Below are 14,043 nucleotides of genomic sequence, written 5' to 3'. Positions count from 1 at the left end.
TCATCCTTACCATTATAAAACCTGAAAAAAGCGGTTTCCATACCATAAGCCAAAAACACATTGAAGATGGCAAACCAAGCAAAAATTACAGAAACCTCTCCATACGCACCTGTTGGCATTACTTTAGTATATATGGGCACTAAAATAAAAGACAACATACGTGGTAAAACAGTTGCTAAACCATAAATAAATGTTTGTTTAAATAAAGATTTTAGTGCGCTCAAAAACTTGCTTATTTATAAGGCTAAAAATAGGGTTTTTATAACAAAAAAACCTAACTCGTTAAAGTTAGGTTTTAGTAATTATTTTATAAGATTCCTGCCTTCGCAGGAATTTGTTAATTACTCAAAGCTTCTGCTCCACCAACAATCTCTAAGATTTCGTTAGTAATAGCTGCTTGACGCGCTTTGTTATATGTTAACTTAAGTTGATCTCTTAACTCTGTCGCGTTATCTGTTGCTTTGTGCATCGCTGTCATACGCGCACCATGTTCAGAGGCAAAAGAATCTCTAACACCCTTGTATAATTGGGTTTTTAAAGATTTTGGAATTAACTCTTCTACAATCTCTAATTTTGATGGCTCAAAAATATAATCTGCATTTGTATTAGCAGCACCTTCAACAGGAACAATTGGTAAAAATTGTTCAGTCATTATAATTTGTGTCGCTGCGTTTCTAAAGTGATTATAAACAATTACAATTTTATCAAACTCACCAGCCACAAACTTATCCATTAAAAGTTGAGCAATTTCCGCAACATTTTCAAACGTTAAATCGTCAAAAACTTGACTTTTATTAGCAATGACTCTATTGGTCTTTTTAAAAGCATCATTTGCTTTTTTACCAATAGCCAAATAAGAAACTTCCTGATTTGCGTAAGTTTCTTTAGTTAGTTTATTTGCTTCTTTAATTATGTTTGAATTAAAAGCACCTGCCAAACCTCTGTTTGAAGTTATAGGCACTAAAAGTACTTTCTTTAATTCACGTTGATTAGAATATGCACTTCCAGAATCTGCATCTAAAGTTGCACTTAAACTTTGTAAAAGCTCAGTTAACTTATCAGAATAAGGACGCATTGCCGTGATAGCATCTTGTGCCTTCTTTAACTTTGCAGCAGATACCATTTTCATGGCACTTGTAATCTGCATCGTTGAAGATACTGATGATATTCTATTACGTATTTCTTTAAGATTCGCCATTCTTTAATTTATAAAGACTCTTCGACTGCGCTCAGAGTGACATTAGTTTTATACTTTAAGTTCAAAGTTATGAGCGAGAAAAACTCTGAACTCATAACTTTAAACTCTGAACTTTTTACGCTTTATATTTAGCTGATAAATCTTTAGCTACAGCAGTTAATGTATCTATAACTTCATCAGTTAATTTTCCTGCTTTTAATGTACTTAATACACCTGCATGTTTTGCTTTCAAGAATTCTAAATAATCTCTTTCAAATTCTTTTACTTTTTCAACAGGCACGTCTCTTAATAAGTTTTTAGAACCTGCATAAATAATTGCAATTTGATCTTCTACTTTAAAAGGATCATTTTGCGCTTGCTTCAAGATTTCAACGTTACGCTTTCCTTTGTTAATTACATTTAAAGTAACGGCATCTAAATCCGAACCAAACTTAGCAAACGCTTCTAATTCACGATACTGTGCTTGATCTAATTTTAATGTACCTGCTACTTTTTTCATGGATTTAATCTGTGCGTTACCACCAACACGAGATACAGAAATACCTACGTTAATTGCTGGACGAACACCTGAGTTAAATAAATCTCCATCTAAGAAAATCTGTCCATCAGTAATCGAAATTACGTTTGTTGGAATATATGCAGAAACGTCACCAGCTTGAGTTTCAATAATTGGTAATGCTGTTAAAGAACCTCCTCCTTTCACTAAAGGTTTTAATGAATCTGGTAAATCATTCATTTCTTTAGCAATCGCATCATTATTAATAACTTTTGCAGAACGCTCTAATAATCTTGAGTGTAAATAGAATACGTCACCTGGATACGCTTCACGTCCTGGTGGACGACGTAATAATAAAGATACCTCACGATAAGCAACTGCTTGTTTTGATAAATCATCAAATACAATTAAAGCTGGTCTACCAGTATCTCTAAAATACTCTCCAATAGAAGCTCCTGTAAAAGGTGCATAAACTTGCATTGCAGCAGGATCTGATGCATTTGCAGCAACTATTGTAGTATAAGCCAAAGCGCCTTTTTCTTCTAATGTTTTAGCAATAAGTGCAACTGTTGAAGCCTTTTGACCAATAGCAACATATATACAATATACAGGCTCCCCTGCATCGTAAAATTCTTTTTGATTTATAATAGTATCAATACAAACGGCAGTTTTACCAGTTTGACGGTCACCAATAACCAACTCACGTTGTCCTCTACCAACTGGAATCATGGCATCAATTGCTTTAATACCTGTTTGTAATGGTTCTGTTACTGGCTCTCTATAGATAACTCCGGGTGCTTTACGCTCTAAAGGCATCTCATAAGTTGTTCCAGCAATTGGTCCTTTACCATCAATTGGGTTACCTAAAGTATCTACAACACGACCAACAATACCTTCTCCAACTTTAATAGATGCGATACGTTCAGTACGTTTTACTATAGATCCTTCACGAACTCCAACTGAAGTACCTAAAAGTACAATACCAACGTTATCTTCTTCAAGGTTAAGTACAATACCTTCTAATCCGCCTTCGAATTCTACTAACTCACCATATTGGGCGTTAGCTAATCCGTAAGCACGAACAATACCATCACCTACAGTTAATACAGTTCCTACTTCATCTAATGAAGCGCTAGCTTCAAAACCTGAAAGTTGTTTTTTTAAGATTGCTGATATTTCAGCTGGTTTTACTTCTGCCATCTTATTATTTATTTAGATCTAAAAGACCTTAGTTTAATGTAAATTCTTGTTTTAATTTATTTAGTTGATTAGCAACACTTGCGTTGTACTGCACATCGCCAATACGTAATATGAAACCACCTAAAATGCTTTCATCTATAATATTTTCTACTTCAACATTTTTACCCGTAAGTTCTTTAGCTTTTGCTAAAACTTTCTTCTTTAAATCTACTGATAATTCTACTGCGGTAGTTACCGTTGCAACTTCAACACCATTAGACTCATCAAATAATTGACTATATTTTAAGGCAACTTCTTTTAAAATATCAATTCTATTATTTGTAACTAAAGTTGTTATTAAATTGCTTGTCGATTTATCAGTATTTTTAAAAACCTCCAGTAAAATAGATTTTTTTATTGAAGCAGTAATAACAGGACTTTGAAGTGCTTCGCTTAAATCTTTGCTTTCTGCTAAAGTATCAGCAATTAGCTTCATATCCTTATTTACAACCTCAGTTGTTTTTAGATCTGTAGCTAAACTTAATAAAGCTTTTGCGTAACGTATTGCTGCTCTTGATCCCGCCATTATAACTTAGTTTAATGATTTTTCAGCTAACATCGTTTCAACCAATTTTAATTGCTTGTCTTTGTTAGATAATTCAGTACGTACTACTTTTTCAGCAATCTCTAAAGATAAACCAGCAACGTGATTTTTAAGTTCAGCCATGGCTGCTTTCTTTTCACTTTCAATAGCTGCTTGTGCTTGCGCAATTATTTTATTAGCTTGTGCTTGAGCTTCTCCTTTTGCATCTTCAATCGTCTTGTTTTTGATGTCACGTGCCTCCTTTAGCATTGTTTCACGCTCTGCTCTCGCTTCTTTTAATAACTTTTCGTTATCAGCTTGAAGATTTGTCATTTCTAATTTTGCTTTTTCAGCAGCATCTAACGCATCTTTTATTCCATCTTCACGTTTTTCAACAGCATCAAGAATTGGTTTCCAAGCAAATTTTCTTAAAAGTAAAACTAATCCAATGAACAATACTAATTGCCAGAAGAATAACCCTATTGAAAACTCATTAATTAACTTATCCATTTATATCTATGTTTTTAATAAATATTTAATTTAAAAAAACAGCTTTAACCAACCGTTAAAGCTGTTTTTAGCTTTTTTAAGCTGCAAATAAAGCAGCAAATCCAATACCTTCAATAAGTGCAGCTGCGATTAACATAGCTGTTTGGATTTTTCCAGAAGCTTCTGGTTGACGCGCTATCGCATCCATTGCAGATCCACCAATTCTACCGATACCTAAACCAGCACCAATAACGATTAAACCTGCACCAACAATACTTGGAATTGTCATAATATATATAATTAAAAATTAAACATTCATTTTTTTAGTGGTCGTCATGATGTTCTTCAACAGCCGACCCGAAATATAAAGCAGATAACATAGTAAAGATATATGCTTGTAATGCGGCTACTAAAAGTTCTAACAATGATAAAGCAAATGCTAAACCAAATGATAATGAACTTCCTAACCAGTTTTTAAATATGAACATTAAACCAATAATACTCATTAACACAATATGTCCTGCAGTAATATTTGCATACAAACGAATCATTAATGAGAATGGTTTAATTATAGTACCTAGCAACTCAATTGGCGCTAAGATAATTTTCATTGGAGTTGGAACACCGGGCATCCAGAAAATGTGACCCCAATAGTTTTTATTAGCAGTAAAGGTTGTTAAGAAATACGTTATTAAAGCTAAGGCTAATGTTACCGCGATATTATTTGTTACGTTAATACCTAATGGTGTTAAACCCAATAAGTTAATAATCCAAACAAAAAAGAACACCGTTAGTAAATAAGGCATGTATTTTTTGTACTTCTTCATCCCAATGTTTGGAATAGCAATATCGTCTCTTATATAAAGTATAATAGGTTCTAATAACCTGCCCATTCCTTTAGGCATGCTCCCTGTTTTGTACTTTTTAGCCATTCTGCTAAACATAACAAACATTAATAACCCAACTAAAAAAATGGTGAATACGTTTTTAGTTATAGAAAAATCTAGAGGTTTATCGTTTGTAGCGTGATGATGTTCGTCTAAATTTATAGTTCCAGAAGCATCAGTTTTGTAAATTTTTCCGTGGAATGATTTGTAATAGTTACCATTTACCTCAGCAACAGTTTCTCCATGATGTAATTTAGAAGAAGAAAATACTTTTAATCCATTATCCCATAATATAACTGGTAATGGAAATCCAACATATTTATGCTCGCCACTATCTGTTGTGTAAGATGTTAGGCTAAAATCATGCGAATCTAATAGGTGATGATTTATGTATTCTTTTATTTCTGTTTTTATATCACTCTCTCCGGCTTTAGGCTCTTCTTTTGCGAATGAAGACGCTGTAACAAAAAAGAAGAGTAAACAAATAGTTTTTAAAGAAATAATATTTTGCATATCACTTATTATAAATAGTGGCTTAAAAATCGGTGCAAAGGTATACTTTTATATCAAAAGCAAAAAACAAAATTTAATTTTATTTACTTGCCCGAGATTCAATTAATTAGAATTATCTAAACTGTTGAGAAACTTAGATAAAATAATACTTTCAGTAACCAGACAAATAACATAAGGAATAAAAAAGGTTGAAAACTCTAATCTGCTAATATTACCGTCTTCATTGTATTCAGGGTAGAATAGAAAAAAGAAGAATACAAATTTTAGCATACTAGTTGCCATAAAAACAAACCCTAATTGATCTTTTAGTTTTTTTCTTAATATGAACAAGAGAATAATAACACCGCAGGCCAACAATATATTTATCCAATAAGAATAAATTAACTTGTCTAAATCAATCCCATTAGATATGGAAGCATTGATTAAATAGTGAATAAAAAACGCAATAGTTGCTACAAAAACTACCGTTAAGCAATTTGTAATAAGTTTTTTTGAAGTCAAGGATTTAGTTTCTTTATTTGTTTAAGTACGGCATACAAAGAAATTGATACGCCAATTAAAGTACAAATAATTAAAAACGTTTTTGAAGTGCCGTCAACTTTTCCGTCTAACCATTTACCTAATAAAACAAAAAGGTAAATGGTTACACCCATTTGAATGGCAATACCAGATAATGCAGCAATTTGCTTAAGCTGTTTTCCCTGATTCTGGTTTTCTTTGTGGTTGGGTTTGTCCGACATTACCGTTATTCATTTCTTTTACAGTACCTTTCATAACGCAGGTAACATTAAACGTTGCGCCAGGTTCTACAGCTAATTTGCCAGCAACAACTTCGCCTTCAATATGTGCTGAATCTTTTAAGGTTAGTGTGCCAGACAATGCTAATTTACCAGAAAACTTTCCTTCAAAATACGCGTCGGTTCCGTTTAAGGTTCCTTTTATTAATCCTGATTTACCAACAACCACTTTTCCTGAGGTTTTGATGTTTCCTTCAATTATACCATCAATTCTTAAATCGCCTTGACTGTTTACGTCGCCAACCATTTTAGTGCCTTGTGCAATAATGTTTTGGTTTGATGTACCTTCTGTCATTTGTTTTTCTTTTTTGTTATCAGAGAACATAATTTGTTAAGTTTTTAATTATTATCGATATTCAAATAGCCATCCAAATTTTTATGAATTTGAATGATTTGATAATTTGTAGATGATACTACAAAATAGGGGGCTTTTATTTTATTTTGATCTTCGTCAGTTAATAACTGATTGAACGTTTTTGCAACTTGTTTAGATTTTAACCCATGAACAACAACAAATTTAGTGTCTGGATTATAAACATCGATTGATGCATTCAAATCATAATATTTTACATTCTTTAAAATCTCATCCAAAGTTTCTTTGAAACTTGAAATTTGCTCTGTTTGCGAGTCTTTAAATTGAAACATAACTTTATAATTATCAGGAATACTATCCGTTTCCTGAACAAAAACGGTACTTGCTAATTTAGGCAAAATATTAGACTCTATGTTTTGAGCTTGTTTTCCTTCTGGTGTATTTGCATATGTAATACCTAAATAATTGATGGCTTTTTGATAGGCTTCATAGCCGTATAAACGCCCCATGGCAGTAGCTTTTAGCAATTCGAACTTAGGAACCATAGATTCACCATCAAACGTTTTTATATAGTCTTCACTTTTTGAAATAACATCGGCATAATTTTGGTTTTCGTGCTGCATATACAAAGCTTCATATAAACTTTCAGGGCTATTTTCATCTCTATCAGAAACCAATTCTGGATTATTCAAAATAGTGGCATATCTCGAATCAGGATAATTACCAACAATTTCTTCTTTTGCTATGGATGCTTCGTCATTTTCACCTAACAACTCATAAATTTTATATAAGTTGTATTTAGATGGCAAAACCAATCGTTCCTCAGGACTACTATTTAATAAATTTTTAAATTTACTTTTTGCTAATTCGTACTCCTTAAATTTCTCTTTATAGATGAGTCCTAACTGGTAATAAGCGTAATTACGATCTTTAGAGATACTATCTATGACTTTTTCGTCGGAAGGAATTTTTGATAAGTAAAATTGCGGATCGAAACGTTCTTCCTCTGAAGCTAAATCAGCAATACTTTTTGTTTCATTATTACCTGCTCCGCTTGAAATACCTTTGCTTGACCATCTCCAATTATCCTCCAAAGGTCTATCACCCCAATATTTCACAAATTCATTTTTCCCGAAGGCTATAGTTGTTGGGTTATAAAAATAAAAGTTGTTTGCTTGTGCTTGAGGCCCAACACGATTAGGTTGCCCGCCAATATTATTGTTTACGGTTGCTAAGCCAGCATTACGTTCTGCAGCTTCTTGTTTTTCTTTTTCTTTTTCAGCCTCTATTTTTAGTTCTTCAACAAAACCTTCAAAATAAGCCAACTTATCAGCTTCAGGTAAATTTACAAGTCTTAAAATACTGTCATTCACCTTCGCAATAGATTCGTAATAAATAACGTCTTCTAAATTATCGCGTTTACGTTTTATAATTCGAAAAGGTTTTGAGTTAAGCACTAAATTACTCATTGTACTGTCATAATATGCGCCTGCATCAGCATAAACTGAAGCGTCAAAATTCATATCGCCTAAGGTTTCATACGTTTTAGCCTTAAGTAACTTATCTCTAGTATCAGTTCGTAATGATTTATTGAAATATGAATCAGCCAATGAATTTGACCCATTTTTTAAATGATACGCTCCTATCTGATGATAAATTTTATCTAAAAAAGGGCGGTTTTCTCTATTTTCTTCAAGTTCGGTAAGTAATTCGGTAAGTTCTAATTTATTCCCATTTTCAAAATCGAAGTTTTTTACTTTTTCTAGATGTGCCGAAATCATATAGATTCTTGGCGTTTTTCTATTAAGTTCAATCACTTTATCAAAAGCGATATTGGCGCTATCTTTATAACCTAGCTCATTATATAATTGCCCTTGAATAAAACGGTATCGCCCACGTTCATCATTATTTTTTGTAGCGTTTGATGCAATTTCTAACTGCGTAATAGCAGTATCGATAATTTTAGTATTTAAATAAGCTTGTGCAAGAATGGATGTGGCATCAGCTAAATCTTGACCATCTAAATCTTCTTGTTTTAAAAGGCGCTTTAGGTTTTCAATGGCTAGCTCGTTATTATCAAGCCTAATATTTGCTTTTTCACGCCATACTTTAGCCTGATTAATTTTATCGCTTGCAGGATATTTATAAAGAATATAATTAAGCGCTTCCAATGCTGGCACAAAACGTTGATCGAAATACCTGGCCTTCCCTAAAAGCAGGTAAGCTTCGTCCATTTGCGGATTCTTCTCCTTACCATCAATATTCATGCTATGCTTTTGGATTGCTTTTGCAGCTTTCTCCTCAGCTCTTGAAAAATTTTCGTTTTTAGATTGACCCGGAAGCACAACATCTTCAAAAATCTGCATGCGTTCTATGGGTAATACTTCCCAATAATTGTCAAAATAAGCATCGTTAAGTGATTGCTTTCCTTGCTCTAAAGCATTATAGCCATTATAAAGTGCATTGAATTCTGAAGTAACAGCGTGAAAATTTCTATTAATAAATTTATCTTTTTTTCTAGAACAACTTAATGCTAGAAAAGTTAAGAAAATAACTAATAGTATGGCTTTAGTAGGTGTTTTCAATGCTGGTGTTTTTAGTCTAAATAATAACTATAAACTCGCGCTATTATTATATAGAAACGTAAAAATAAGCATCTTTTTGTATTTACCTAAAAAATGTAACGACTTTTAAACAAATGCATTAGTTGGAAAAATGCTCCTCAAGTTCTTTTAATGTGGCTGCACTAGTTGCTAAATCTTTTACCACCTCGCCTTTTTCGAGGACCACAATACGCTCGCAGACATCGGTTACATGCATTAAATCGTGACTTGAAATTAAAACGGTAACACCTTGTTTTTCAGCTAATTCCTTTATAATATTCTTAAGTCTTATTTGTGTTGTTGGATCTAGGTTTGCAAACGGTTCGTCTAAAATAATGACTTCAGGGGATCCAATAAGCGCTGCAACAATGCCTGCTTTCTTTTGATTTCCTTTACTTAAATCGCGTAAATATTTTTTTTGACCTAGAATTTCCCCATGAAAAAAATCTTCAAACTTAGAAACAAGTGCATCAACATCAGCTTTATTTTGACCGCGTAACTCGCCAATAAAATAGAAATACTCTTCTGGAGTTAAATACCCAATTAAAAAACTTTCATCAATAAATGCCGATGTAAACGGTTTCCAGTCTTCACTTTTATTAACCTGGATTGCGTTATTTTTTATATAACCTGTGGTTGGTTGAATTAAATCTAAAAGTAAACTGAAATAAGTTGTTTTTCCGGCACCATTATTACCTACCAAACCAAAACTTTGCCCTTTAGGAATGTCTAACGATTCAATATTTAAAACTTGCTTACCGCTGTATTTTTTTGATAAATTAGAAGTTGTTATCATCATAATATCGAATTAATTGTTTTGATTGAAAGCATCAATCATTTTGTATTTTGAATCAAGATATTTTTGTGTAATTATTTTCATTAATTTTTGATGAAACACAATTCCTATTACGCCAAGAATTATTAAAATTAAGCAAGCTATTTCAAAACCAATTAGAAAATAAAAAGCGGTAAATATTCCCATTGGCAAAAGGAATAAAGGAATGCCTATTAACCATTGTACTGCACCAGTTCCTTGATAGTTAAATGCAGCTTTTTTGTCTAAATTTATATTTTTTCTATTGAAAGAGCCTCCTAATAAAAGCACATGCGTATTTACACCAATATTATATATAGCTGCTGCAAAATGGGCTAACAATACCTTCCATCCAAAGAACACATAAGGAATTCCTAAAACAAAGAGTATACAAACACTTATTGCCATTAAAGTAAATTTGGAATTTAAATATTGTTCGTATTTAAGATTTTGAGTCATTAATAGTTTGTAATAACTACTATCCCAAGCAGGGATAAATTGACCAAAGTTCATTAAAAATATACCTGTAGAAAATATACCTACAAAAATATAGGAAGGTGTCATTTTTATAAATTCTGGATTAACATAAAAAAACAGCCCATAAAGTAACCCAAAGGCTATCATCCAAACTGATGATTTGGTGCGTTTATTACGCCAAATTAATTTTAAATCGAGCTGCATAAATGGAGCAATGTCGCCGAAATTCTTAGTCCAATCTAAATTTGAAGCATTTACTTCCTTAATTTTAGTTTTTAATCCGCTATCTAAAAACAACTTTTTTCTTAATAATTTAAAATTTAAAAAATAGCAAAAAACGAGAATTAATAATGGCACGGTTATTAAAAAAGGATGTTGATAAATAGCGTTGATACCATTTCCAAGTAGTTCATTAAAAGCAATGATTTCAAAATAATTAAGAGTATATAAGCCACCAGAAATAAGGATTATAGGCAGAAAGGATAACTCCGTTTCTGCAGAAAAACTTTCTATTATAAAGTTTAAAAAATTGATGATGAGAACAACCAGAATTAAGGTAAACATCCATGTTATTACGTTGGCTATTGGGTAATCATTTACTATTAATGTTATTCCGAATGGAATAATGGCAAATAATGGAAGGAAATTGAAAAATGAAAATGCAGATTTGCCCAAAACATAATTTACAATCTTGCTTCTTTTAACCGGAAGTGTTAGCAATGGCAATACACTCATAACAGGTAATTTTTGAAAGAAAAAACGAAATACTAAATCGCCAATAACCCAAAAGAATAAAAAACTGTTCACTATTAAAAGCGGATCCTTTTCTGGGAAAAGTTTTTTTAGTCCAGGAAACAAGGCAACACCCATTAACAAAAAGATAGCCATAAAGTATAAGCTTAAAAAGCCCATAAATATTTTTATGCCCAAACTTTTCCCAAAACTAGCAGACCTAAAAAAAGCCTTCCATTCTAAACTTAAAAATTGTTTAATCATTTTTGGTGTTTTTGGTTTTCTTAAATGTAAGTGTTTCTGCCATTTAATTTGTTACACTTATTATAAACTATTTTAGGTTTCAAATTATTCATCGCGAAATTTAGGGTTTACCAAAGCCCGCATATTTCTAATATAGCTTTCTAATTCTGCAAGTTTTTTTACGGTTTCTTTGGTGCCTTCTTCTGTAAGTCGGTAGTATTTGCGCACCCTATTTCCAACCTTAGAAACCTCAACATGTAGCAAACCTTGAGCTTCTAATTTATGCAATGCTGGATACAAAGCGCCTTCGGTTAACTGAAGGTCGTTTTTAGTAATGGCTTTTACCTTTTGCGTAATTTGATACCCATACATTTTGTCGTGCTCGTTTAAGAGCTTTAAAATAATGGTTGTTAGACTGCCTTTATAGAGGTTTGTGCTTTTCATCGATTAATCAAATATATACATAATTATTTTATGCATTAAAGTCTTATGTATAATTTTTTGCAGAAAAATAGACCTTATTTTTATCGGCTTCACTATTTTTGTTTAAAACTATTATATATGTCATCATTTCATAAACTTTCAGTAAAAAACATAAAAAGAGAAACCGATAAAGCCATCAGTATTTCTTTTAATCTTCCTGAAAATCTTAAAGACACTTTTAAATTTAAAGCTGGCCAGTACATTACTTTAAAAACTGAAATTGATGGCCATGAAGTACGTCGCGATTATTCGCTTTGTGTATCACCAAAAAGTGGTGAATTAAAAGTTGCTGTAAAAGAAGTTGAAGATGGTACATTTTCGGCTTTTGCCAATAATTCTTTAAAGGCGGGAGATACTATTGAGGTTGCTCCTCCTAAAGGTCGATTTACATTCGAACCAAACGATTCTAAAACCAAAAACATAGCACTCTTTGCCGCTGGTAGTGGAATAACGCCAATTTTAAGTATTATAAAATGTGCTTTAGAAGAAGAAGTATATAGTGAAGTTATTTTGGTTTATGGGAATAAAACAACTAGTGACACCATGTTCCTTAATGAACTTTTGGAACTACAACATGAATATAAAGATCGTTTTTCAATTCAATTTGTATTTAGCCAACAAGATGAAGATGATTCTATTTTTGGAAGAATTGAAAAAAGCACCGTTAACTATGTCATGAAAAACAAGCATAAACATGTTGAAGTTGATGCTTTTTACCTTTGCGGGCCAGAAGCTATGATTCATACCGTTAAAGATGTTCTAACAGAACATGATATTGACGAAAACCGTATTCATTTTGAGCTTTTTAAAGCAGCCAAGCCAGCAGAAGTTAACGAAGCTGGTAATGCCACAACAGGAACTACAAAAATTACCATTACAGTTGATGATGAGACTACAACTTTTGAAATGTCTCAGAAACAAACTATTCTTGAAGCGGCCTTAGATGAAGATTTAGATGCTCCTTACTCTTGTCAAGGTGGCATTTGCAGTAGTTGCTTAGCACGTATAACAGAAGGTAAAGCGACTATGAGACAAAACAACATTTTAACCGAAAGCGAAGTTGCTGAAGGTCTAATTTTAACTTGTCAAGCGCATCCAACTACGCCAAGTTTAACAATTGACTATGATGATGTTTAAACTCTTGTATTTAACTGTAAAATAGGTGGTTAAAAGTTTTACTTAAAGTACTGATTTGATTTTTTCTACAACTACTTTTGGCGAAATGCTACCTGAAACTGCTTTATAATTTTCTGGATATTTATTTCCATAAACCGATGTTGGGATTAATGGAAATTTTGCTCTATCTGGCAATAAAGCATAATTATCTGGTTGATTAAATGGTGCAAAACCAGCATACGGATGTGTAACGCCCCAAATAGTAATAACTTTTATTCCTAACATAGCAGCAATATGCGCATTTCCTGAATCCATGGAGAGCATTACATCTAGATTTGAAATAACATCCATTTCTTCATCAAGTGACAATTCCCCAACTAGATTAATAGTGTTATCAAAATTGTTTTGGAAATCATTAAGTATTTCAGCCTCATTTTTACCGCCACCAAATAAGATAATTTGGTGGTCTTGAGATAGACTTTCAACAACCTGTTTCATTAAGCTTAATGGATACATTTTACCATCATGGGCCGCAAAAGGCGCAATCCCAATCATTTTTTTTGAAGAATCTCCTAATAGTTTTACAAGCTTTGAACTTAATGCTGCTTTTTCAGGAAACCTTGGATTTGCTAAATCGATTTTATAACCTAATTCGGTAAAAACATCAGCATATCTTTGATGCGTTGTTTTGAGTTGCTTAAACACTTTACCTGAAGTTAATAGTTTTTTGTTTTTTCTGCCTTTATCAATGGCATTAAATTGATCAAAATGTAAAAAGCGCTTTAGTATTTTACTTCTTAATACATTGTGCAAATCTGCAACAACAGAAAATTGTTTCTTATTTAAACTTTTCGCCAATTTATATAAACCAAAAACACCTTTGTGTTCGCCTTTTAAATCGGCACCATGAACGGTCACGTTTTGCAAATCTCTAAAAAATGGTTTAAAAAACGACCTAGTTAAAACGGTTATTTTAAGTTGGGGATATTGTTTGGTAAGGGCGCGCAAAACAGGAATTGTCATTGCCACATCGCCCATTGCAGAAAGTCGGATGACTAAAATGTTTTTTTGATTTGGCATCTCAACTATTTAGTATAAGATTCCTGCCTACGCAGGAATA

The 14,043-nt window shown here is 32.4% G+C and carries 16 protein-coding genes; 1 reads left to right on the top strand and 15 read right to left on the bottom strand.

The genetic code is table 11. The features are described from left to right. The 14 genes from WBN21_RS08095 to WBN21_RS08030 form a co-directional block, all read right to left on the bottom strand. The coding region (locus WBN21_RS08095; RefSeq protein ID WP_424199165.1) for an oligosaccharide flippase family protein at window positions 1–224 on the bottom strand (224 nt) is incomplete at its 3' end. A gap of 113 nt (window positions 225–337) precedes the next feature. Further along, on the bottom strand, window positions 338–1,198 hold the full coding sequence (gene atpG, locus WBN21_RS08090) for an ATP synthase F1 subunit gamma (protein ID WP_424199163.1): 861 nt from the start codon (window positions 1,196–1,198) through the stop codon (window positions 338–340). A gap of 115 nt (window positions 1,199–1,313) precedes the next feature. Then, window positions 1,314–2,894 carry a F0F1 ATP synthase subunit alpha gene (atpA, locus tag WBN21_RS08085; RefSeq protein WP_424199161.1) on the bottom strand — a complete coding sequence of 527 codons (1,581 nt, stop codon included), beginning with the start codon at window positions 2,892–2,894 and terminating at the stop codon, window positions 1,314–1,316. A 28-nt stretch (window positions 2,895–2,922) separates the two neighbouring features. Next, window positions 2,923–3,459: an ATP synthase F1 subunit delta gene (gene atpH / locus WBN21_RS08080; RefSeq protein WP_424199159.1), complete on the bottom strand. Its 537-nt coding sequence runs from the start codon at window positions 3,457–3,459 to the stop codon at window positions 2,923–2,925. Between the two features lie 6 nt (window positions 3,460–3,465). After that, window positions 3,466–3,966, bottom strand: a complete 501-nt coding sequence (locus WBN21_RS08075; protein ID WP_424199157.1) for a F0F1 ATP synthase subunit B — start codon at window positions 3,964–3,966, stop codon at window positions 3,466–3,468. A gap of 76 nt (window positions 3,967–4,042) precedes the next feature. Next, window positions 4,043–4,234, bottom strand: a complete 192-nt coding sequence (gene atpE, locus WBN21_RS08070; RefSeq protein ID WP_424199155.1) for an ATP synthase F0 subunit C — start codon at window positions 4,232–4,234, stop codon at window positions 4,043–4,045. Window positions 4,235–4,268: 34 nt separating this feature from the next. Then, window positions 4,269–5,345, bottom strand: a complete 1,077-nt coding sequence (gene atpB, locus WBN21_RS08065; protein WP_424199153.1) for a F0F1 ATP synthase subunit A — start codon at window positions 5,343–5,345, stop codon at window positions 4,269–4,271. A 102-nt stretch (window positions 5,346–5,447) separates the two neighbouring features. Further along, window positions 5,448–5,846: a DUF6168 family protein gene (locus tag WBN21_RS08060; RefSeq protein ID WP_424199151.1), complete on the bottom strand. Its 399-nt coding sequence runs from the start codon at window positions 5,844–5,846 to the stop codon at window positions 5,448–5,450. Next, window positions 5,843–6,085, bottom strand: coding sequence for an AtpZ/AtpI family protein (locus tag WBN21_RS08055; protein ID WP_424199149.1), 243 nt, complete (start codon window positions 6,083–6,085; stop codon window positions 5,843–5,845). The genes WBN21_RS08060 and WBN21_RS08055 overlap by 4 nt, the downstream gene beginning before the upstream one ends. Next, a complete protein-coding gene (locus tag WBN21_RS08050; protein WP_424199147.1) occupies window positions 6,033–6,467 on the bottom strand; it encodes a bactofilin family protein in 435 nt (144 codons plus the stop codon). The genes WBN21_RS08055 and WBN21_RS08050 overlap by 53 nt, the downstream gene beginning before the upstream one ends. Window positions 6,468–6,481: 14 nt before the next feature. After that, window positions 6,482–9,040 carry a tetratricopeptide repeat protein gene (locus WBN21_RS08045; RefSeq protein ID WP_424199145.1) on the bottom strand — a complete coding sequence of 853 codons (2,559 nt, stop codon included), beginning with the start codon at window positions 9,038–9,040 and terminating at the stop codon, window positions 6,482–6,484. Window positions 9,041–9,158: 118 nt separating this feature from the next. Then, the gene (locus WBN21_RS08040; RefSeq protein ID WP_424199167.1) at window positions 9,159–9,854 is read right to left on the bottom strand and encodes an ABC transporter ATP-binding protein; all 696 of its coding nucleotides are present in this window, start codon (window positions 9,852–9,854) and stop codon (window positions 9,159–9,161) included. Window positions 9,855–9,866: 12 nt separating this feature from the next. Then, entirely contained in the window at window positions 9,867–11,345 is a 1,479-nt protein-coding gene (locus WBN21_RS08035; RefSeq protein ID WP_424199144.1) for a DUF5687 family protein, read from the bottom strand. A gap of 84 nt (window positions 11,346–11,429) precedes the next feature. Continuing rightward, complete coding sequence (locus WBN21_RS08030; protein ID WP_424199142.1) at window positions 11,430–11,768, bottom strand: PadR family transcriptional regulator; 339 nt, start codon at window positions 11,766–11,768, stop codon at window positions 11,430–11,432. 117 nt (window positions 11,769–11,885) lie between these two features. Between WBN21_RS08030 and WBN21_RS08025 the strand changes: the two genes are divergently transcribed. Then, window positions 11,886–12,944, top strand: a complete 1,059-nt coding sequence (locus WBN21_RS08025; protein ID WP_424199140.1) for a 2Fe-2S iron-sulfur cluster-binding protein — start codon at window positions 11,886–11,888, stop codon at window positions 12,942–12,944. A 42-nt stretch (window positions 12,945–12,986) separates the two neighbouring features. Here the strand turns inward: WBN21_RS08025 and WBN21_RS08020 are convergent, their stop codons facing one another. Then, window positions 12,987–14,003 (bottom strand): glycosyltransferase family 9 protein, encoded by a 1,017-nt coding sequence (locus WBN21_RS08020; protein ID WP_424199138.1) that lies wholly within the window; start codon window positions 14,001–14,003, stop codon window positions 12,987–12,989. Window positions 14,004–14,043: the final 40 nt, after the last annotated feature.

This window comes from Algibacter sp., from assembly GCF_049667265.1.
In the GTDB taxonomy this organism is placed as follows: domain Bacteria; phylum Bacteroidota; class Bacteroidia; order Flavobacteriales; family Flavobacteriaceae; genus Algibacter_B.
The sequence above is the reverse complement of the archived record's forward strand: the minus strand, read 5'-3'. Positions and strand labels throughout refer to the sequence as shown.

Coding starts and splice junctions, on each gene's coding strand:
- atpG (WP_424199163.1), bottom strand. CDS start 1,198: ATGGCGAATCTTAAAGAAATACGTAATAGAATATCATCAGTATCTTCA.
- atpA (WP_424199161.1), bottom strand. CDS start 2,894: ATGGCAGAAGTAAAACCAGCTGAAATATCAGCAATCTTAAAAAAACAA.
- atpH (WP_424199159.1), bottom strand. CDS start 3,459: ATGGCGGGATCAAGAGCAGCAATACGTTACGCAAAAGCTTTATTAAGT.
- WBN21_RS08075 (WP_424199157.1), bottom strand. CDS start 3,966: ATGGATAAGTTAATTAATGAGTTTTCAATAGGGTTATTCTTCTGGCAA.
- atpE (WP_424199155.1), bottom strand. CDS start 4,234: ATGACAATTCCAAGTATTGTTGGTGCAGGTTTAATCGTTATTGGTGCT.
- atpB (WP_424199153.1), bottom strand. CDS start 5,345: ATGCAAAATATTATTTCTTTAAAAACTATTTGTTTACTCTTCTTTTTT.
- WBN21_RS08055 (WP_424199149.1), bottom strand. CDS start 6,085: ATGTCGGACAAACCCAACCACAAAGAAAACCAGAATCAGGGAAAACAG.
- WBN21_RS08050 (WP_424199147.1), bottom strand. CDS start 6,467: ATGTTCTCTGATAACAAAAAAGAAAAACAAATGACAGAAGGTACATCA.
- WBN21_RS08040 (WP_424199167.1), bottom strand. CDS start 9,854: ATGATAACAACTTCTAATTTATCAAAAAAATACAGCGGTAAGCAAGTT.
- WBN21_RS08035 (WP_424199144.1), bottom strand. CDS start 11,345: ATGATTAAACAATTTTTAAGTTTAGAATGGAAGGCTTTTTTTAGGTCT.
- WBN21_RS08030 (WP_424199142.1), bottom strand. CDS start 11,768: ATGAAAAGCACAAACCTCTATAAAGGCAGTCTAACAACCATTATTTTA.
- WBN21_RS08025 (WP_424199140.1), top strand. CDS start 11,886: ATGTCATCATTTCATAAACTTTCAGTAAAAAACATAAAAAGAGAAACC.
- WBN21_RS08020 (WP_424199138.1), bottom strand. CDS start 14,003: ATGCCAAATCAAAAAAACATTTTAGTCATCCGACTTTCTGCAATGGGC.